This is a genomic window from Paenibacillus sp. Z6-24, assembly GCF_054161335.1.
In genome coordinates, this window is the sequence record NZ_CP096398.1 from 1,247,765 (window position 1) to 1,269,262 (window position 21,498).

Annotated in this window: 19 protein-coding genes and 1 riboswitch; of the genes, 16 read left to right on the forward strand and 3 right to left on the reverse strand. The window is 50.4% G+C overall.

What is annotated here, in order from left to right:
- The first annotated feature begins 365 nt into the window (after positions 1-365).
- The 3 genes from M1D61_RS05620 to crcB (M1D61_RS05630) all read left to right on the forward strand — a co-directional run bounded on the left by M1D61_RS05620 (position 366) and on the right by crcB (M1D61_RS05630) (position 2,757).
- Positions 366-1,685, forward strand: coding sequence for a replication-associated recombination protein A (locus tag M1D61_RS05620; RefSeq protein WP_046213402.1), 1,320 nt, complete (start codon positions 366-368; stop codon positions 1,683-1,685).
- Between the two features lie 190 nt (positions 1,686-1,875).
- A riboswitch (Fluoride riboswitch) is annotated at positions 1,876-1,944 on the forward strand.
- A 65-nt stretch (positions 1,945-2,009) separates the two neighbouring features.
- Entirely contained in the window at positions 2,010-2,402 is a 393-nt protein-coding gene (crcB, locus tag M1D61_RS05625) for a fluoride efflux transporter CrcB (protein ID WP_458122416.1), read from the forward strand.
- Complete coding sequence (gene crcB / locus M1D61_RS05630; RefSeq protein WP_458121492.1) at positions 2,392-2,757, forward strand: fluoride efflux transporter CrcB; 366 nt, start codon at positions 2,392-2,394, stop codon at positions 2,755-2,757. Before crcB (M1D61_RS05625) ends, crcB (M1D61_RS05630) begins: the two co-directional genes overlap by 11 nt.
- Before the next feature lie 144 nt (positions 2,758-2,901).
- Here the strand turns inward: crcB (M1D61_RS05630) and eno are convergent, their stop codons facing one another.
- Both eno and mnmA read right to left on the reverse strand, forming a co-directional pair.
- Positions 2,902-4,173 carry a phosphopyruvate hydratase gene (gene eno / locus M1D61_RS05635; protein ID WP_458121493.1) on the reverse strand — a complete coding sequence of 424 codons (1,272 nt, stop codon included), beginning with the start codon at positions 4,171-4,173 and terminating at the stop codon, positions 2,902-2,904.
- 456 nt (positions 4,174-4,629) lie between these two features.
- Positions 4,630-5,754: a tRNA 2-thiouridine(34) synthase MnmA gene (gene mnmA / locus M1D61_RS05640; protein WP_458121494.1), complete on the reverse strand. Its 1,125-nt coding sequence runs from the start codon at positions 5,752-5,754 to the stop codon at positions 4,630-4,632.
- A gap of 247 nt (positions 5,755-6,001) precedes the next feature.
- Between mnmA and cymR the strand changes: the two genes are divergently transcribed.
- From cymR to M1D61_RS05705, 13 genes are all read left to right on the forward strand, one after another.
- The gene (gene cymR / locus M1D61_RS05645; protein WP_046213407.1) at positions 6,002-6,421 is read left to right on the forward strand and encodes a cysteine metabolism transcriptional regulator CymR; all 420 of its coding nucleotides are present in this window, start codon (positions 6,002-6,004) and stop codon (positions 6,419-6,421) included.
- 247 nt (positions 6,422-6,668) lie between these two features.
- Positions 6,669-7,817 carry a cysteine desulfurase family protein gene (locus M1D61_RS05650; RefSeq protein WP_458121495.1) on the forward strand — a complete coding sequence of 383 codons (1,149 nt, stop codon included), beginning with the start codon at positions 6,669-6,671 and terminating at the stop codon, positions 7,815-7,817.
- Between the two features lie 121 nt (positions 7,818-7,938).
- A complete protein-coding gene (locus tag M1D61_RS05655) occupies positions 7,939-8,445 on the forward strand; it encodes a PRC-barrel domain-containing protein (RefSeq protein ID WP_458122417.1) in 507 nt (168 codons plus the stop codon).
- A 148-nt stretch (positions 8,446-8,593) separates the two neighbouring features.
- Positions 8,594-8,800, forward strand: coding sequence for a hypothetical protein (locus tag M1D61_RS05660; RefSeq protein ID WP_017813463.1), 207 nt, complete (start codon positions 8,594-8,596; stop codon positions 8,798-8,800).
- Positions 8,801-9,295: 495 nt separating this feature from the next.
- Positions 9,296-11,923, forward strand: coding sequence for an alanine--tRNA ligase (gene alaS, locus M1D61_RS05665; RefSeq protein WP_458121496.1), 2,628 nt, complete (start codon positions 9,296-9,298; stop codon positions 11,921-11,923).
- A 431-nt stretch (positions 11,924-12,354) separates the two neighbouring features.
- The gene (locus M1D61_RS05670; RefSeq protein ID WP_046213411.1) at positions 12,355-12,615 is read left to right on the forward strand and encodes an IreB family regulatory phosphoprotein; all 261 of its coding nucleotides are present in this window, start codon (positions 12,355-12,357) and stop codon (positions 12,613-12,615) included.
- A gap of 16 nt (positions 12,616-12,631) precedes the next feature.
- Positions 12,632-13,048, forward strand: a complete 417-nt coding sequence (gene ruvX, locus M1D61_RS05675; RefSeq protein ID WP_458121497.1) for a Holliday junction resolvase RuvX — start codon at positions 12,632-12,634, stop codon at positions 13,046-13,048.
- Positions 13,049-13,059: 11 nt separating this feature from the next.
- A complete protein-coding gene (locus tag M1D61_RS05680; protein ID WP_017813467.1) occupies positions 13,060-13,356 on the forward strand; it encodes a DUF1292 domain-containing protein in 297 nt (98 codons plus the stop codon).
- A 4-nt stretch (positions 13,357-13,360) separates the two neighbouring features.
- Positions 13,361-13,669, forward strand: coding sequence for a DUF1292 domain-containing protein (locus M1D61_RS05685; protein ID WP_458121498.1), 309 nt, complete (start codon positions 13,361-13,363; stop codon positions 13,667-13,669).
- A gap of 197 nt (positions 13,670-13,866) precedes the next feature.
- Positions 13,867-14,841 (forward strand): endolytic transglycosylase MltG, encoded by a 975-nt coding sequence (mltG, locus tag M1D61_RS05690; RefSeq protein WP_458122418.1) that lies wholly within the window; start codon positions 13,867-13,869, stop codon positions 14,839-14,841.
- Between the two features lie 218 nt (positions 14,842-15,059).
- On the forward strand, positions 15,060-15,989 hold the full coding sequence (locus M1D61_RS05695) for a peptidase U32 family protein (protein WP_458121499.1): 930 nt from the start codon (positions 15,060-15,062) through the stop codon (positions 15,987-15,989).
- A gap of 29 nt (positions 15,990-16,018) precedes the next feature.
- Complete coding sequence (locus tag M1D61_RS05700; protein ID WP_458121500.1) at positions 16,019-17,377, forward strand: peptidase U32 family protein; 1,359 nt, start codon at positions 16,019-16,021, stop codon at positions 17,375-17,377.
- Between the two features lie 251 nt (positions 17,378-17,628).
- Positions 17,629-20,184, forward strand: coding sequence for a methyl-accepting chemotaxis protein (locus M1D61_RS05705; protein ID WP_458121501.1), 2,556 nt, complete (start codon positions 17,629-17,631; stop codon positions 20,182-20,184).
- 137 nt (positions 20,185-20,321) lie between these two features.
- On the opposite strand, the gene M1D61_RS05710 is transcribed toward M1D61_RS05705, so the two are convergent.
- Positions 20,322-21,437, reverse strand: a complete 1,116-nt coding sequence (locus tag M1D61_RS05710) for an AI-2E family transporter (RefSeq protein WP_458121502.1) — start codon at positions 21,435-21,437, stop codon at positions 20,322-20,324.
- Between the last annotated feature and the right edge of the window lie 61 nt (positions 21,438-21,498).

Here is a 21,498-nt window from a genome sequence, read left to right on the forward strand (position 1 = left end):
GAGGTTCCAGTTCCCACTGGAGCCTCTTCTTTTTCATTTATGCGCTTCAGTGGTAAAATATATAGGTTGAAGGCTAATCCGTATAGCTGCGATGTGAATGTCAACGATGCAGAATTTAACTGAAAGAAAGTTATTCTGAAAGTAGCTTTGAGCGTGATTTCACTACATTCCTACCCACAACGTATATCCAAGCACATAGTGAAGGGAAGAGAATTTCATCTTAGACCGACCTTTAAGAAGGGAGATTGACCGCTGCGAGCGGTTGTTCAGGATTCCCATTCTTAAACGGAGGTCGTGATGGAATCTCTTCCCGGAGCGATTGAATTATATACACTACTAAATCAAAGACAGGATGTGACCCCTTTATGGATTTGTTCTCCTTTAACGAGAATACCAATGCCGGCGCAGACGGTATGGGCGTGCTCGCAGACCGGATGCGTCCGCAGTCGCTCGATGAATATATCGGCCAGGAAGAAATTGTCGGACCAGGCAAGCTGCTGCGCCGGGCGATTCAGGCAGATCAGGTCACCTCGATTATCCTGTATGGCCCGCCCGGATGTGGCAAGACGACGCTAGCGCATATCATTTCCAAGCATACCCAGGGTGAATTTGTCCGTCTCAACGCCGTGGATGCCACCGTCAAGGAAGTCCGTGAAGTGATCGAACGTGCCCAGACGAACAAGTCGTTGTATGGCACCAAGACAATTCTGTTTCTGGATGAGGTACACCGGTTCAACAGCTCCCGTCAGGACGCGCTGCTTCCGGCGGTTGAGAAAGGCACGATTATTTTTATCGGGGCGACGACTGAGAATCCGTTTCATTATGTCAATGGGGCTCTTATGAGCCGCTCAACACTGTTCCAGCTGCAGCCGCTGACCAAGGAACATTCGCTGATTGCTATGCGCCGTGCACTGGCGGACGAGCAGAAAGGGCTGGGCTTTATGAAGCTGCAGGTGGATGATGCGGCGCTGGAACATATCGCTTCGATGGCCAACGGTGATATCCGCCGCGCCCTGAATGCACTGGAGCTGGCCGCATTGACTACGCCGCCCGAAGCAGACGGTACCATTCATCTCACGCTGGAGGTGGCGGAGGAGTCGATCCGCCGTCCTACCGTACGAGCGGATGAATCGACCCAGTATGACGTATTGTCCGCTTTTCATAAAAGTATCCGCGGGTCCAGCGATGCGGCGCTGTTCTGGTTCCTGTATGCGGTCGAGAAGCTGGGCATGGACCCGATGACCTTTATCCGCCGCCTGATTGCGGCCAGCAGCGAGGATATCGGTCTTGCCAACCCGCAGGCGATGGTGCAGGCGCTCGGCGCACTGGATGCCTACCGGACCAACGGCTGGCCGGAAGCCAAGCTGAATATTGCGCAGGCGATTCTGTTTGCGGTCGAGAGTCCCAAGTCCAATGCCGTCTATACCGCCATCTCCCGGGCCATGTCCGCGATGGACGAGATCAAGTCTGCCGAGGTGCCGCTGCATCTGCGCGATACCCATTACAAAGGCTCCGCCCAGCTCGGCCACGAAGGTTACAAATATCCACATAACTTCCCCAATCACTATGTGGATCAGGAGTATCTGCCCAAAAATCTGGCCCGCCGTGTATTCTACAAAGCGACCGATCAGGGCAATGAATCCAAAATCCGGATCAATCAGGAACGGCGACGGGGAACCACATAGGTCTGACTGTCTGGCTGTATGATTGCGCTATCTGCTGTATTGCCGGTATTCGTCTCGGATACCTGTTAATAGGATTGCCCCCGAATCCGATGGGACCATGTTATACAGGCATACAGGAGCAGAGCTCACCGATGATGGGGGAGACCACATTGGCGTTTACACTCATCATGGAATGAGCTATATTGTAAATAACTGAATCGGTGATGGAGTTCACCGTTAACCGCTGTAATTTCAATCAGCTGATGACTCCTACCTGTTGAGCCGCGATGTGAGCCGGTTCTGTTCAGGTAGGAGTCATTTTTTATGGAAAAGGGGAATGAAATGATGCTGTATGTACTTGTAGCTGTATTTGGCGTACTCGGAGCGGTATGCCGCTATCTGATTAGTGTGCTGATCCCGAATCATGGCTTTCCGGTGGCGACGCTGGTGATCAATCTGGCAGGATGCTTTTTGCTGGCAGTGATTATGAAGTATCTGTCCCGGCTGCCGCAGGTCTCGCCAATATGGATCACTGCGATGGGCACCGGATTTGTCGGTTCATTTACCACATTTTCGACGTTCAGTGTGGAGAGTATCCAGATGATCGAGAAACAGTGGTATGGACTGGCCGCGCTGTATGTGATCGCCAGCCTGCTGGGCGGACTCATGGCTTCGCGGCTTGGGTTTTACCTGAGTGAACGATGGCTGTCACGCAGGGAGGCGCCGCATGTTCATTAACATTTTGCTGGTCGCGGGTGGAGCGGTATTGGGTGTGCTGGCGCGGCTGCTTTTGTCCAACTGGATGAAGCGCAGATGGCCGATGAATTTCCCGCTGGCGACATTTCTGATTAATAGTGCAGGTTCGTTTCTGCTCGGAATGCTGGTCGGTTCGGGAGCAGACCAGCATATCCAGCTGCTGATCGGTACCGGATTCATGGGCAGCTTTACCACCTTTTCCACGTTCAAGCTGGAAAATATTGAACTGCATCTGCAGCAGAAACATACGACCCTGTTCAGCTATCTGGGCTTATCCTATGTATGCGGCATTGTGCTGGCCGGTCTGGGGCTTATGCTTGGTCATCTATATTTATAAAAGGTAGTGGTTCAGGCATCATAGCATACATCATACAACAGCTTCCTCATTCCTGCCGGGAGAGGAAGCTGTTTTTCGTATTAAAGGGAATAGGATTGCAGGTGAGACGATCTGGTCGGATCATCCCATCTGCCTCCTTGCCGCTTACTGCCCTGGATAGACAAAAGGAGCCATCCGAGCATACTTGCTCAGCTCTTCTTCAATCCGCAGAAACTGGTTATACTTGGCTACTCCCTCGGTACGGGCAACCGCGCCGGTCTTAACCTGGCCTGCACTCATGCCGGTCGCAAAGTCGGCAATAAATGTATCTTCCGTCTCGCCGGAGCGGTGGGAGATCATTGTCGTGTAACCGGCCATCCGGGCCATTTTGATCGCTTCCATGGACTGGGATACGGTGCCGATCTGATTGGGCTTGATGAGAATGCAGTTGCCAATATGCTTGCGGATACCTTCACGGAAAATCGCCGGATTGGTCACGAAAATATCATCTCCCACCAGCTGAACCCTTTGTCCGAGCCGCTGGGTCATCGCCTGCCATCCGGTCTCATCCTTTTCCGACATGCCGTCTTCGATAGAGATAATCGGATAGCTGCCAATCAGCTGCTCATAGTAATCGCTCATCTGGCCGCTGTCCCATTGATTCCCTTCAAAATGATAGACTCCATCCCGGTAAAATTCACTGGCTGCCGGGTCCAGCGCAATCGCGATCTCCTTGCCAGGCTCATAACCGGCCTGTTCAATCGCTTCGACCATCAGCTTGACCGCTTCTTCGCTGGAGCCGAGCTGTGGCGCGAAACCGCCTTCGTCGCCGACAGAAGTAGCCAAGCCGCGGGCAGACAGCAGCGAACCGAGCATATGATACGTCTCCACCACCCGTTCCATCCCTTCCCGGAAATGCGTGGAACCTACCGGTGTAATCATAAACTCCTGCATCGCAATGCCTGTCTCTGCGTGCTTGCCGCCATTAATAATATTGAAAAAAGGCAGCGGCAGCTCACTGTCTACACCGCCCAGATACCGGTAAAGAGGCATTCGCTGCGATTGCGCCGCCGCACGGCATACCGCCATCGATACGCCCAGAATCGTATTAGCGCCGAGTCTGGATTTGTTCGGTGTGCCATCCAGCTCAATCATCACCTGATCGACAGCAGCCTGATCGAATGGTGAGTGTCCTTTTAGCGCTTCGGACAGAGTCTCATTGACATGCTGAACCGCCTGGCGTACCCCTTTGCCGCCCAGACGTTTGCCTCCGTCGCGCAGCTCGACCGCTTCATGCTCACCGGTGGATGCACCGGACGGCACAGCCGCTCTGCCCCAAGTGCCATCACCAAGCAGCACATCAACCTCAAGTGTAGGATTACCGCGTGAATCGAATATTTCTCTTCCTTGCATCGCACAAATCGTAGCACTGGGCATAGTAGGACTCCTCCTGTAGATAAAATACTGAAGATGAGAACAAATGCGGGTGAACCGGAAGGGAGAGGACATGGCAGCAGAACAAGCGATGTTTGGCATACTTTTACAAAAAAGATGGAAATATGCACAAAGATGTGATTGTGAAGATGTCTCTTAAAAACAGCTTTTAAAAGGCTGGAACTAAAAGTTGCCTCTAAATATGAGAAGCGGAGAATAAAAAAAGCGCCCCTGTGCAGGGTCTCTAAAGCCAGAGACCTTATCAGCAGGGAGCGCTGTATATTCCAAGCATATGCATAAAGCTCATTCTAATCAACCGTCAACCATTATTCTCCCTATTGTGTTTTTACACGGTCTGTTACCATGCCAAACGATAAAACAGGAAGAAAATGGATGAGGTTATAAACCTATACGCTGACAAGCCCTATTCGAGTGGATGAACAGCGATATATATAAAAATTATACCAATGCCTCATAAGGCACTTTCTCAACGACATCAATCGTACCGCCGCCAAGGCAGGTCTCACTGTCATAAAAGACAACAGCCTGTCCCGGTGTAATGGCTTTTTGCTGTACATCGAATTGTACATGCACATTACCGTCTTCCTGCCAGGTCAGTGTTACACCCTGGTCCGGCTGACGATAGCGGAACTTGGCGGTGCATTTCACAGTTGTGCCTGCTGCCGGAACCGTTCCGTCGATCCAGTTGACACCGGAAGCGATCAGGCCGGTCGAGTAGAGACTTGGATGAGCATCGCCCTGCACGACGTAAAGGATATTTTTCTCCAGATCCTTATCGGCGACGAACCATGGGTTACCGTTGCCGGAACCGCCGATACCGAGTCCCTGGCGCTGTCCGAGCGTATAGTACATCAGACCGTCATGTCTGCCTTTGACTTCACCGGTGGCGATATCGACCATCTCGCCGGATTTGGCTGGCAGATAGTTGCTCAGGAATTCACGGAAATTGCGTTCACCGATAAAGCAGACACCGGTGCTGTCTTTTTTCTTGGCTGTGTACAGATTGGCTTCGGCAGCGATCCGGCGTACTTCCGGCTTCGGCAGATGGCCGATCGGGAACATCGCTTTGGACAGCTGCTGCTGGCTGAGTGCATTGAGGAAGTACGTTTGATCCTTGTTGTTGTCTACACCGCGGAGCAGTTTGTACTGTCCGTTTTCTTCAATGACACGCGCATAGTGACCTGTGGCCACATAATCCGCACCCAGATCCAGCGCCTTGTTCAGGAATTCCCCGAACTTGATTTCACGGTTGCACATGACGTCCGGATTCGGCGTCCGTCCGCGCTTGTACTCATCGAGGAAGTAGGAGAATACTTTGTCAAAGTATTCCTTTTCAAAGTTCACCGTATAATAGGGAATACCGATCTGCTCGCATACGCGGCGTACGTCTTCCGCGTCATCCTCGGCGGTACAATTGCCGAACTCGTCGGTGTCATCCCAGTTTTTCATAAAAATGCCGATTACGTCGTAACCCTGCTCCTTGAGCAGCAGCGCGGTGACAGAAGAATCCACACCGCCGGACATGCCGACGACGACACGTGTGTCTGATATTGCTTTGGTCATGGCTGATCACTTCCCTGATAAAAGAATTCGGCTGTCTCCCGGACAGCTCTATATGTCGTTAAACCTCGAATAATGAATTATTTCCCATACCCTGCATATCTATGTTACGATAGTTAAGAATAAAGATCGGAATACACTGAATTATTGAAAGTGCGTAACGGATATGCAACTGCTAATTATAATTCCTCTTACTAAATAAAGCAATAATCTTTCGTGATTTTGGTCAAATCAAAGATGAGGTGTTTTTATGAAAATTTCAACCAAAGGACGTTATGGTCTGACAATTATGATGGAGCTGGCCGGCCGTTTTGGCGAAGGACCGACTTCCCTCAAAAGCATCGCCGAGAAAAACCAGCTGTCCGAGCACTATCTGGAGCAATTGATCGCACCGCTGCGCAATGCCGGTCTGGTCAAAAGTATCCGCGGTGCCTACGGCGGCTATATTCTGTCCCGCGAGCCGGAGCAGATCACGGCAGGCGAGGTCATCCGCGTACTGGAAGGTCCCATCTCCGTCGTTGACTTTACCGATGAAGATGTAGCGGCCAAACGCCATCTGTGGATGCAGATTCGGGATGCGATCGCGGGAGTGATCGATTCCACGACCCTGCAGGACCTGATCAGCTATCGCGAGCAGGGACAGGAAGACAACTACATGTTCTACATCTAAAGCCAGTCATATCCTGACCGGTAACGACATACCCTGCCGGATGCACCGGAGCGTGATTCATAGCCGCTTTCGTGCATCCGGCAGCAGTAGCATAACGGATCGCGGAAGGGTACATTGGCAGAAGAGCCGCCCCTTCCGTTTTTTGTCGTTGTGCTGCCAACTATCCAGATGACTATTTGTTGAATTGATATATATTGAAATGTCTGTCCATATCTCCCATTCCCATGAAAGTTCAGGTGACTCTATTATGAAATCCATTTATCTTGACCATGCCGCATCCACGCCGATTCATCCACAGGTAGCGGAGGCAATGATGCAGGTAATGACCGGTACTCACGGCAATGCGTCCAGTGTGCATTCCTTTGGACGTGCGGCCAAGCGGATCGTGAGCAATGCGCGTGACAGCATCGCTGCCTCTCTCGGCTGTCATCCGAATGAACTGGTCTTCACCGCTGGCGGCACCGAGAGCGACAATATGGCACTGTTCGGAACCGCCGAAGCGCTGAAGGAAAAAGGCCGCCATATCATCACTTCACAGATCGAGCATCATGCCGTGCTGCACGCCTGCGAGGCGCTGGAGAGCCGCGGTTATGAAGTGACCTATCTGCCGGTGGATGCCACAGGACGCGTGAATCCCGAAGACGTACAGGTGGCTATTCGCCCGGATACGATTCTGATCAGCATTATGTTCGGCAATAACGAAGTCGGCACTCTGCAGCCAATCCACGAGATCGGCATGATCGCACAGCAGCACGGCGTCGTATTTCACACCGATGCGGTTCAGGCACTGGGTGCTGTACCGATCCACTGCAGCGAGCTGCCGGTCGATCTGATCAGCCTCTCCTCCCACAAAATCAATGGTCCGCAGGGAATCGGCGCATTATATGTACGCCAGGGCACCAAGCTGGAGCCGCTGCTGCATGGCGGACTGCAGGAACGCAAGCGCCGCGCCGGTACGGAGAATCTGGCCGGAATCGCCGGATTCGGCAAAGCGGTCGAACTGGCGACAGAGCAGCTGGAAGGCCGCATGGAGCAGCTCACCGGGCTGCGTCAGCTCATGATCGACACCCTGGAACAGGAAGCGGGCGCCGACACATTTGTGGTCAATACACCGCTGTCAGGCTCCCTGCCGCATATTCTGAATATCAGCTTCCCTGGCGTGACCAGCGAGACAATGCTGATGAACCTGGATATGGAGCATATTGCTGCAGCGAGCGGATCGGCCTGCACTTCCGGATCACTGGAAATCTCCCATGTGCTCCAGGCAATGCAGCTTCCTGAAAATGTACTGCATTCGGCGATTCGCTTCAGCTTTGGATTGGGTAATACTAGGGAAGAAATAGAGCGCACCGCTCATAAAATTGCAACCATTTTGCAACGCGTACGTAGACGATGATCAGGGCTCCCCTGTGTGGTGACTAAGGGAGGGAAGAGGTCAGACGACGCCAACAAGCCGGGCAGGAAGGAATGTATTTCCGTACCTGCGCAATTTGTGCGATAAGGAGGTCCTGCCAGTGTTGAAGATGCAAGGAATGATCGGGCTTGCCGTATTTGATATCGAGGATGGCAAACAGCTTGGCAAGATTCATGATTTCATCTTAGGGGAAGACTGGTCTGTCCAGGGATTTGAGCTGGAAGGCAAAGGGTTATTTTCACTGCAGGTCCGTACGGTCATATGGGAAGATATTGTCTCCTATGGCGAGGACGCTATTATGATTCGTAATCAACAGGCAGTGCGCCAGGTGGCGGCTGACGATATTAAGCATACATTTCTTCTTGGAGACAACAAAATCAAGGATATGCCCGTCCTGACCAGCGATGGTGCCAGACTGGGGTATGTCTCGGATGTTTACTTTAATCCGGAACTGGGTAAAAGCATTACCGGGATCGAAATCAGTGACGGTTTTATCTCGGATTTAATTGGCGGCAGAAAATGGCTTCCTGTCAGCAGTCAGATCGCTTTTGGTGAAAGCGCCATAATGGCGCCGATGGCCAGTGATCAGCGGTTGGAGGAATGCCTTTGATTTGCAGTTGATGCTGTATCGACGGTTAATTCTGATTAATTAAAGCAGACACAGGATACCTTTGTATTTTGCGGTGTGAGAAGATCAGGACAAGCGTCAAAGGATGGGTCAACTGCCCAAACTTTTAGACGGATAGGGTGAGCGCGGAGTGAAATGTCCAAACTGTAGTTCCAAAGATATCGGCAAGATCGGCTCCCATCAGTTTTATTGCTGGGGCTGCTTCATTGAACTGACCGTTAACGGCGGTAAAATGTCAGTGTATCAGGTGGAAGAGGATGGCACGCTCAGTTCGCTGGACGATCTGTTCATCGAGAAGCCGGTGGCTGCATCTGCCCATGCGCAGATGTCCTCGTGAACATTTACACATGATGGTATGTACAGGTGTTGGTCGGTAACCATACAGTCTTAGCAGAATACATACCCTTTATATAGCAGCAGGCTGATGACACAGGCCCCGGCAGATCGCGTACCTCAATAACGATGTACAGTGGATCGGCCGGAGGCCTTTTTGCAGCAGGGATGGCAGACATAGACAAATCACTGTCATCGCAGGCGCAGCGGTGCGCTGTACGATTGACAGACTTTCGCACGCTGGATATACTGATATAGGTTGTTGAAAAGCCGTGAAATCCCGGATAATGCCAGTAATTTGTGTGATTTGGATATACAGTGGGTTAATGCCTGTTGTTCACCAGCCTTTGCATAATAAAAAAGGGTTGCAGGGATACACCGCTGTACGGAATACAAGAATACCGTCCCTGATCTTTGACAGGGGCGTTTTTTAGATTTTAAGGCTGTTACATAGCATTTTGCGAAATGCTGTCCATACCCCCAAGGAGGCTCATTACTTATGAAAGCAAGTGAAATTCGTTCCAAATGGCTCGCTTTTTTTGAAAGCAAAGGACATAACGTTGAGCCGAGTGCACCGCTCGTGCCAAACAACGATCCATCTCTGTTGTGGATCAACGCCGGTATGGCTCCACTGAAAGCGTATTTTGACGGTCGTGTCAAACCGGAAAATCCGCGTATTACCAACTCGCAGAAATGTATTCGTACCAATGATATTGAAAACGTCGGCAAAACCCGCCGTCACCACACGTTTTTCGAAATGCTGGGTAACTTCTCCATTGGCGATTATTTCAAGGAAGAAGCGATTACCTGGGCATGGGAGTTCCTGACAGGCAAAGAATGGATCGGCTTTGATCCGGAGCGTCTGTCCGTAACCGTATACCCGGAAGATGAAGAAGCATTCAAACTGTGGAACGAGAAGATCGGTCTGCCTGCAGAGCGCATCATCAAGCTGGAAGAGAACTTCTGGGATATTGGTGAAGGCCCTTGCGGACCGTGTACCGAGATTTTCTACGATCGTGGCGATGCCTACGGCAAGCTGGACCCGAATGATCCGGAAATGTACCCGGGCGGCGAGAACGAGCGTTTCCTGGAAGTATGGAACCTCGTATTCTCCCAGTTTAACCATAACAAAGACGGCAGCTACACTCCGCTGCCTAACAAAAATATCGATACAGGTGCAGGTCTGGAGCGTTTTGCATCCATTATCCAGAACGTGGATTCCAACTTCGACACCGACTTGTTCCAGCCGATGATCCAGGAAACGGCTCAAATCGCAGGCGTAACCTACAAGCAAAATGAAGAGACCGATGTCGCACTCAAAGTCATTGCCGACCATGTGCGTACGGTAACTTTCGCTGTTGGTGATGGCGTACTGCCTTCCAATGAAGGACGCGGTTATGTCATCCGCCGTCTGCTGCGCCGTGCCGTTCGTTACGGAAAAGTAATCGGTCTGGACAAACCGTTCCTGTTCAGCCTCGTAAAAACGGTTGGCGATGTGATGGGTATGTACTATCCAACCATTGTCGAGCAGCGCGAATATATCGAGAAAATCATCCGTACCGAGGAAGAACGCTTCCACGAGACGCTGTCTGACGGTCTGAATATTCTGGCTGAACTGGCTGAGCAGGCCAAGCAGCAGGGACAAAACGTGATCAGCGGCGCCGATGCATTCAAACTGTATGATACGTACGGTTTCCCGTTCGATCTGACCGAAGACTATGCACTGGAGAACGGATTGACCGTTGACCGAGCTGGCTTTGATGCATCGATGGAAGAGCAGCGTACCCGTGCACGTGCAGCCCGTCAGGACAGCGGCAGCATGAAAGTACAGGGCGGCGTACTGTCCGACTTTGAAGGCAAGAGCGAATTTATCGGCTACGAGCAGCTGACTGTACAATCCACAGTGGCAGCGATTATTAAGGACGATGCTTTTGTGGAAAATGCAGGCGCAGGCGAATCGGTACAGGTCGTTCTGGATGTGACACCTTTCTACGCAGAGAGCGGCGGTCAGGTAAGCGATCTTGGTCTGCTGATCAGCGACAAGGTGGAAGCTTCGGTTGAAACACTGTTTAAGGCACCACGCGGACAGTCGGTTCATATCGTAACCGTAAGCTCCGGCGAACTGGCTGTCGGTGATGTCGTTACCGCCCAGGTCGATGCACCGAACCGTAATGATATTATCAAAAACCATACCGCCACTCACCTGATGCACAAAGCGCTCAAGGAAGTGCTTGGCAACCATGCCAACCAGGCAGGTTCCCTGGTCGAAGCAGAGCGTCTGCGCTTTGACTTCTCCCACTTCAGCAGCATCACACCGGAAGAACTGGCGGATGTGGAACGCCGTGTCAACCAGGAAATCTGGAAAGCACTGGACGTGGAAATCAACTACATGGGTATTGACGAAGCCAAAGAACTGGGCGCAATGGCACTGTTCGGCGAGAAATACGGCGATATCGTACGCGTGGTCAAAATCGGCGATTACAGCATTGAGCTGTGCGGCGGCTGCCATGTACTGAACACGTCCCAGATCGGTCTGTTCAAAATCGTATCCGAGAGCGGTATCGGTTCAGGCGTACGCCGGATCGAAGCGGTAACCGGACGTCTGGCCTACATGTTCCTGGACAGCCAGCTGGATCTGCTCAAGCAGGCCGCTGTACAGCTGAAATCCAATGTACATGACGTGCCAAAACGTGTAGAAGCGCTGAACCAGCAGCTGCGTGAGCTGAGCCGTGAGAACGAATCCCTGCAAAGCAAGCTGAGCCTGATCGAAGCGGGACAATTGACAGACAAAGCTGAAATGATCGGTGACACCCAGCTGCTGGCGACCGAAGTACACGTATCCAGTATGGACGCCCTGCGCGGCCTGGCCGATGAACTCAAAGGCAAACTTCCTGAAGCTGTACTCGTACTGGGCGCAGCGATCGATGATAAAGTAAACTTTGTCGTCGTCGTACCAAAATCCGGTATCGACCGCGGTCTGCATGCCGGCAAGCTCGTCAAAGAAGTCGCAGCGATCTGCGGCGGCGGCGGCGGCGGACGTCCGGACATGGCCCAGGCCGGTGGTAAAGACGCATCCAAGCTGAACGAAGCACTCGAAGCAGCCAAGAAACACGTTGCATCGGTCTAATTTGTAAGCTTCAGGATCAAAACTAACTATTACTTTTGCTCATTTTGCGTACTCCACCCACAATTCAATTTAAAAATCGGTTTGGAGATCAGACGTGGGATGTATGAAACAAGCACAGAGCGGAGGCAAGGGAATAGGGCAAAGGACGACATTGGAGCACAGGAATCTTCATTTCCACCTACTCCAAAGATTCCTGTGCTCCACCGGAGGACGTGCCCTATCCCTTTCCGCAGCGCTTGACGCACATAACGGCTGGAATTTTCCACCCAGTCTTTTAAAAAATTGTAACTTTTTGATTTGTTTTAGCGTAAATATTTCTCGTATATCCCTTGTTGTGTTATGATGAGAAAGAATCAACATGAACATCAGGGGATTCCATTTTGAGGAAGCGTGTGAGCAAACACTTTTTCCGAAAAGCGAGGTGTCAGCGAGTGGACTCCATGGACAAAACGGTCAAGTTTAGTGTGAAGGGTGATGAGCAGGAGACCTCCTCACAGGAAATACTACTCACCGTGTACGATGCACTGGTCGAGAAGGAGTACAATCCGATTAATCAGATTGTCGGCTATCTCATTTCGGGGGACCCCGCTTATATTCCCCGTCATAACAATGCGCGAAGCCTGATCGGAAAGAAAGAGCGGGATGAATTAATAGAAGAACTGGTCCGTTCCTACCTGGCCAGTCATCGGTAGAAGCGGAGCGTAAGCAATGAAAATATTAGGACTGGATTACGGAGACCGCCGGATCGGTGTCGCTGTCAGTGACGCATTCGGCTGGACCGCTCAGGGAGTCGAGGTCATCGACCGTCAGCGCAACCCGGCTGTAGACGAACGAATTGCCGAGCTTATACGGGAGCATGAGATCACCGAGATTGTCGTGGGTCTTCCCAAAAACATGAACGGTTCCATTGGTCCACGTGGTCAACTATGTGTCGATTTTGCAGAACACCTTCGGGAATCTGTGCAGCTGCCTGTTCACCTATGGGATGAGAGGCTTACAACAATGTCAGCCGAGCGCACATTGATTGAGGCTGATGTAAGTCGCAAGAAACGCAAGCAGGTCGTCGACAAGATGGCCGCAAGCTTGATACTACAAAATTACTTGGATTCTAAAAGTAAAAGGTGAGGGTGGTTAATATGGCGAAGGATCAAAATTTGCTTGAGGACGAACCAGAAATTATTTACATTCCTGATGATGAGGGTAACGAAGAGGAATTTGAAGTCATCATGAAATTCGAAGTCGACGGTTCGGACGCCAAATATATGATGGTCGTGCCTATGGAAGCCACAGAGGACGATACCGACGAAGTATATGCGTTCCGTTATGAAGAGGAAGAAGACGATCTGAAACTCTACATCATTGAAGATGAAGCGGAATGGCAGATTGTTGAAGAAACGTTCAATACATTAGTTGCTGAATTGGATGGTGAATAAACCGATGAGCGATCTTTCTGCGAGTAGCGTCAAGTTAACAACAAGACTGCTGGAAGCCTATGGTGTGCTGATCGAATTGACCGATGAGCAGGGCCAGACAACAGTTTATCGTCTAATCAGCGAGTTTGAGACGGAGACCGGTGCTTATGCTGTACTGCAAAAAGACACAGGCCTGCCGGAGGATGAAGTTGATATTCTCAAAATTATCGACTCCACTGAAGGACGTCCAGAGCTGGTAACGATCGATGATGACGATGAATGGGAAGATGTAGCCGAGCTGTATGACGAACTGACATTACCGTTTGAAGATTAATCACGGCTGGTTACAACACGTATTCCTGTGAAGTGCTCAACTCATGTACTTACCTGAAAAGAGCGGAATCTTTCCGCTCTTTTTGGCTGTAAAAGGAGATGTTATATCCATTGCGTAGGCGGGCTGGAAGATTAGGTTGTCTGTTTTTGATCGTTATCATTATTGTTGTGGGAATAGCAGTATACGGCTGGCGTGCGATGCAGCCAACGGATGCGTCAGAGCAGCCGGTTGCTTATACACTCGAACAGGGGGCGTCCAGCGAGGTGCTGGCCGATCAGCTGGAAGAGAAAGGATTGATCCGGAATGCGACTGCATTCAGGCTGTATCTGAAAATGAACAGCCAGGGCAGTCAGTTCAAGGCAGGCGATTATGAATTCACACCAGGAATGACATACGAACAGATCATTACCAAGCTGAACAACGCAGAAGTCATCGTTCCGAAGACGATGAAGTTTACCATCCCGGAAGGATATACGGTAACCCAGATTGCCGACAAACTGAGTGGTGAAGGGTTTGTGGATCGTGCCAGGTTTATGGCACTGGTCGATGATCCGTCCGGGTTCAAGCAGGCACGTGAATGGAATGTACCGACCGGTAAAGGCATTCTTCATCCGCTGGAAGGTTATCTGTTCCCGGCCACTTACAATCTTCCGATTGAGAGTACCGAAGAAGATGTGATTGCCAATATGCTGGCGGGTACACGCACTAACCTGAACAGTATCGACGATCTCGATGCCAAGCTCAAAACGCGCAAATTGTCATTGCATGAGCTGCTGACCGAGGCCTCTCTGGTGGAGCGTGAGGTCGTCGTACCGGAGGAACGCGCTGAAGTCGCCGGTGTAATCGATAACCGTCTGAAACAGAACATGAGACTCCAAATTGATGCCACCGTCCAATACGCACTGGGCAAGCAAAAATCGCGTCTGCTGTACTCCGATCTGGAGATTGACAGCCCGTACAATACGTACCTGAAGGAAGGACTTCCACCAGGACCGATTGCCAATCCGGGGATTGATGCGATCCGGGCCGCACTGGAACCCAAGACGTCGGAATATCTGTATTATGTAACCAAAAAGGATGGTTCCGGCAGTCATCTGTTTGCCAAGACCTACGAGCAACATCTGAAAAATATTGAGACCAGCAAAGCAACCAGTACCGATAGCGGCGGCTAAGACAGCATCGTGAGAACATACACATACACAGGGATATAGTCCGGCTGGTCCGGAGTATATCCCTGTCTGTCCGTACACGAGAGGAATAGACAATATATATTCACTCCAGGGCGGTTAGAACGATAGAATTACTGATACAATGAACAATGTAGCAAGACAGGGAAACCCCGCAGAAACAGTATGAATATACAGCCGTACAGGCTGGGAGGTGGCTTTACATGAGTAACAAACCCGAACTGTTGGTGACTGTAGCCTCAATGGAGGAGCTGCGCCGTCTGGCAGAAGCAGGGGCCGACGCATTTCTGGTCGGTGAGGAACGTTATGGCATGCGTATGCCCGGCGAATTTACAAGAGAAGAGATTGCCGAAGCGGCAGCGTATGTGCATGCCGAGGGCAAACGCATTTATGCAGCTGTTAATAATCTGATGACCAATGATGTGCTGGAAGAGCTGCCAGCCTATATCGCTTCTCTGCGTGATGCCGGTGTAGACGGAATAGAGTTTGGCGATCCGTCGGTACTGACGGCAGTACGGGAGATTGCACCGGAGATGGCACTGCACTGGAATGCCGAAATGACTTCGACCAATTCATCCACAGCCAACTACTGGGGCCGCAAAGGCGCGACTCGAGCCGTGCTGGCACGTGAGCTGAATATGGACGAGATCACAGGCATGATGGACAAAATGGAAGTGGAAGCCCAGGTACAGGTACATGGTATGACCAATATTTATCATTCCAAACGTCGGCTTGTGCAGAGTTATATGGAACATCAGGGTAGAGAAGTGAGCGGTGATCTGGGATTGCAGCGTGGATTGTTCCTGATTGAAGCGGAGCGCCGGGATGAGAAGTTCCCGATCTACGAGGACAGCAATGGTACCCATATTATGAGTTCGGAAGATATCTGTATTTTGGAAGATCTGCATCTGCTGATGGAAGCAGGCGTGCAGAGCTTCAAGATCGAAGGAATATTGAAGCCGATCGCATACAATGAAGCTGTCGTTCGTGCCTATCGCCAGGCGATTGATGTCTACGCAGCCGATCCGGATAGTTATGAATTCAAGGAAGAATGGCTGGATGGGGTGCGTCGTCTGCAAGATCCGGAACGTGAGCTCGGTTTTGGGTTCTTTTACAAGGAACAGGTGTATTGATAAGCAACAAGATCAAGGGGGAGATCTCCATGAGTACCATGGATAAACCAAAATATTTCGGAAAACGTCATCGTCTCGCCAAGCCGGAACTGCTTGCACCTGCAGGCAATCTGGAAAAGCTCAAGTTTGCGATCCATTATGGTGCAGACGCTGTGTACATCGGCGGGCAAAAATACGGCCTTCGGTCCAACGCGGATAACTTCAGCTTTGAAGAGATGCGGGAAGGCGTTGAATTTGCCAATAAATATGGTGCTAAAGTATTCGTAGCTACGAATATTTATGCCCATGATGAAGATATTGATGGTATTGAAGAATACCTGCGCAATCTGGAGAATGCCGGAATCTCGGCAATTATCGTCGCCGATCCGACCATTATCGAGATTGCCCTGCGCTGCGCGCCAAAGCTGGAAGTTCATCTGAGCACCCAGCAGTCGACGATCAACTGGCAGGCCGTGAAGTTCTGGAAAGAAGAAGGACTGCCGCGTGTCGTTCTGGGCCGCGAGACCAGCCTGGAAGAGATTGCCGAGATCAAAAAGCATGTCGATGTGGAAATCGAAGCATTTATTCACGGAGCGATGTGTTCATCCTTTTCCGGACGCTGCGTACTGTCCAACCACTTTACCGATCGTGACTCCAACCGTGGCGGCTGTTGTCAGTCCTGCCGTTGGAAATACGACCTGTTTGAGGATGCCCGTTCGCAGGAAGAATGGATATCCGAAGAGGAAGCGGCTGACAACCGTGTACTGGAGCAGTTCCGTCTTGGTGTCAATCAGAAGGCGCTGTATGAAGAGAATGATAATCCGTTCTCCATGGGCTCCAAGGATCTGTGCATGCTGGAATCCATTCCGGATCTGATCGAAGTCGGTATCGACAGCTTCAAAATTGAAGGCCGGATGAAATCAATCCACTATGTCGCTACGGTGGTTAATGCGTATCGTCAGGCGATCGACTCCTATATGGCTGATCCGGAAAATTATGTGCTCAAGCCGGAATGGCTGGAGGATATCAACAAGGCAGCCAACCGTCCGCTGAATACCGGATTTTTCTATGATACGCCGGATAATGAAGATCATATCTACGAGCCGGAAGACAAAGCCGTACCTTACGACTTTGCCGGGCTGGTACTGGATTATGATGCGGTGACCGGAATGGCTACCATCCAGCAGCGCAACAACTTCAAACCGGGACAGGAAATTGAATTTTTCGGTCCGGGGAATACATTCTTCAAGCAGATTGTAGGTCAGATCTGGGATGAAGAAGGCAATGAACTGGATGCAGCCCGCCATCCACTGCAAAAAATCAAAATGAAAGTAGATCAGCCGGTGCGCTACTTTGATATGATGCGCAAAAAAAATGCCAAAAAGGTCAAAATGTCGGCTGCTGTGTAATTCAGCGGCCGATGGAACGTTCTCATAACCGATAGCTTTAACTAAATAAATGAGGCTTTTTATACGTAATAGTATAAAGGGCCTTATTTTTGCGCTAAAAAGGTTAATTTATCCCTGTTCTGCACCGATAATGAATGCATACGTATATCCATCGTACCTGTTTGGCAGTTTGTGATAGTACATTTTAACTGTATAACTAACTTAGAATGACATCCTTTTAAAATGAATTCTAAAGTGGTAGGTGAAGGGTTATGGGATTGGGACGGAAACGGAACAAGTCAGGACAGCAGCCGGTCAGACTGGATAAGAAATTATTGAAAAAAAGCAGAGAAAGCAAGGGTAATGCACAGCAGACAGACATAACGGTTACAACAGATTCATCCTCTTCAACCGCAGTACATAAATGGTTTGAACGAAAAAAAGCAACTGCATCGCTTAGGCAAATGGCCGGCAGCTGGCGTGAACTTCATCCAGCCAAATCGGTAGGAATGAAGCTGTTTTTGATTTTCTTTGTCGCGATTATGGTATTTGTGATCTCACTTGGCAGCTTTTCTTATTTTCAGGCCAAAAGTGTAATCAAGGAAAATGCGGCGATCAGCAATGAGCAGACGATTATCCAGACCGGCGAGAAACTGGATGTTATGCTGAACCAACTGGTAAATTCGTCGATTCAGGTGTTCTTTAATCCTACAATGCAAAAAGATCTGTCGGCATTGGGCCGAAGTGATCTCAGCGAATATGAAAAGTATCAGACAGTCAACTCGGTGAGTGACAATCTGCAGAATCAGATGAACTCGATGGACTCTATTGAGGCGATCTATATGGTGCCGCTGGATGAATCGATGGATATTATCGGGGCAGGTGTAGGCATACCGGAAGCCAGCGAGATTCGAAGCCAGGAATGGTATCAATCACTCGCCAAAGGTGACAGTGTCATGACCTGGATCCCAACGACCCAGATGGATGGTTCCAACAAGAACTTTACGTATGCACGGGCGATGCGTACATCCAGCAGTGCCAGTTCGTTCGTATTCGTCATGAGCATTAACAGCAAGTGGATCAATGATCAGATCAGCAGCCTGAAGCTGGGAGACGGAAGCCATGTCGATCTGATTGGCGGGCCGGAGCAGACCGTGATCGCTTCTACGGAACCGGATACGGTCGCCCAGCCTTCAGTACATGGATTTTTGAATCAGATTCAAAATGGCAGCGGACGTTTCCAGAATGATCAAGGCCGGGAGCCGACGCTAATAGCTTATAGTGTGCTGGATACCGTGGACTGGAAGCTGGTAGGTACAGTACCTGTAGACTCACTCGTAGCAAGTGCCAGCGGGATTCTGACGATGACCTGGATTATGGCGGTGATCGACGGGGTGGTCGCTATTGTGATTGGTATACTGATCATACGCATGATCGGCAGACCGCTGCGCAAGCTGCAGCAGCTGATGAACCAGGGAGCTCAGGGGATGCTGCATGTGCGTACGGATCATCGGTCTTCGGATGAGATCGGCCAGCTGTCGCTTGCCTTTAACGATATGATGAGCAATATTACAGCGCTGGTCCAGCAGACCAGCCAGTCCGCCCAGCAAGTGCTGGATACCGCCTCATCGCTCAGCCAGGCCTCCAGACAGACTGCTGCATCAGCCAGCGAGATTGCGACAGCTACCGAGGAGATCGCTAACGGAGCAGGCAGTCTGGCACGTGAAGCGGAGCGGGGAACCGAACTGGCGGATACGATGAACCAGCAGATGAGCAGAGTCGTAGCAGCCAATGAACAGATGGGCACCTCTGCCCAGCAGGTGGAGAAAGCGAGTGAGACCGGTGTGCAGCATATGGAGCAGCTGCTGAACCGGACGACCGTCACCGAGGAAATGATCCGTTCCCTGGGAGCACGCATCGATTCGCTCAAGCAGAGTACTTCTTCAGTGCAGCAGGTGCTGGATGCCATGCAGAATATTACCAAACAGACCAATATCCTTTCCCTGAATGCAACAATCGAAGCGGCGCGGGCAGGTGCAGCAGGCAAAGGCTTTATGGTTGTAGCGGGTGAGGTGCGTAATCTGGCCGAGCAATCCCGTCAGTCCATCCTGATGGTAGGAGAGATCACTGCCAATATCCAGAATGAAATGGAAGAAACGGTCAGTGTGCTGAATCAGGCTTATCCGCTCTTCCAGCAGCAGACCGAATCAGTCAAGGATACTACCTCGATCTTTGAGACGGTACAGAGCCAGATGCAGGAATTTGTCCAGAAGCTGAATTCTGCCACCTCCTCGATCAGTGAGCTGAATCAGGTACAGCAGGTGATCAATGAAGCGATGAGCAATGTCAGCGCAGTGGCTGAACAGTCTTCTGCTACGTCGGAAGAAGTCGCTTCCCTCAGTAATGAACAGCAAAATGTCAGCGGTCAACTGGTAGCATTATCCGGCCAGCTGGAAAATGTATCGGTCGAGCTGAAAGAAACGATTTCACGTTTTACCATTGAACAGGATAAAGATGAGTCGGATAATACGGCTGATGCTGATGCTGATGCTGATGCTGATGCTGATGCTGATGCTGATGCTGATGCTGATGCTGGTGCTGATGCTGGTGCTGGTGCTGAGAGCGTGGAACCTGTTGGAGAAGATGATGATGATACCGAATTCAACGTCGAATCTGCAAAGCCAGTGAAATTGGACAATGCTGAGATAGAGACCATATCATTGGTAAAATCGGATACAGCCTCTATTTCAGAACCGAATACTTTGGAAAATGCAAGTTCTGCTAAAAAGGAAACAGCAGAACCACCGATCCTCGAAAAAGAAGCGTAAAGAAAATTAACTGACTTTCCAGCTGGGGATGCAGTTGTATCTATTTCAATCGAATAAGGAACTAATAAAAACCAATAAAACCAATAAAAAACCATCCGTACCTGGCTATTGCAGCAGTCAGATACGGATGGTTTTGGTTATGTCCGGGGAATATCGTCGCGAATAGGCTCGAACTCTTCCTTGGGCAGACGAATCCAGCGTTTGAGATAACCCTGCTGGAACAGCTCTTTGAGCAGAATGATCAGTACCGGAGACAGTACGAGACCAGCGACGCCGAATATGGAGAGCGAGATGATCATCGCGGACAGCATCAGATAGGCGGAGGAGATGCCGATCGAGTTGCCGGTGATTTTGGGCTCCAGCAGCTGGCGGGTTAGCATCACGACGACCAGCAGTACGGTTAATCCGATAGCCAGCCCTGTCTGTCCTACGATAAACAGGTAAATGATCCATGGAATAAATACCACCGGAATACCCAATAGCGGCAAAATATCAAATGCCGCACTGAGCAGTGCCAGTGCAAAAGAATGATCCACACGCAGAATCAGCAATCCTATGTATACAAGCACGAACGTAATCATGACCATGATCAGCTGGGCTTTGATATAGCCGCCGATTGCACGGAATACATACTGTTTGAGGAAGAAATATGCCTTTTTGAGCGTGTTCGGCGTTTTCTCGCCGGCAATCCGCCGCCACAGATTGATCTCTGCACTCAGGAAAAAGGCGAGAATAATACCTACCGCAAAATTTCCGATAAAGGAAGAAAAAGTACCCAGCCAGCCGATAGCGTAATTAAATGTAGCTTTGACCCAGCCAGCGAGCCCGGCGGTAAAAGCAGCAAAATATTCATTGATGCGTTCGGTCAGATCTGCAGGCAGTGCATTCATTTCCCGCTGCAGAATCGTTGTGAAGCCGGCAAAATGCTGCTGTACAATGACCGCATACCGGGGCAGTTCATCAGCAACCTGACTGATCTGGGATATAAAAATCAATCCGGCTCCAAACAGTGCACCGAGAATAACAAGCACAAACGTAAGTACCGCAATCGCGGAGCAGAACATTTTGGGCAATCCTCTGCGGTTCAGGAACATCGCAAACGGCTCAATCATGGCAAAAATCAGCACAGACAGAAACACCGGAGCGGCAATCCGGTAGAGCTGGCTGGAAATCAGCAGAATCAGATAGACTGTCAGTACGACGACTCCGATATCAAATGCCGTGCGCCAGTATTTTTTATAAAGGGGTAACATGTAATGCCAAATCTCCTTTGCTTGTTAAAATGGGCGAACATGCCTCCGTCTTGTACTGCCC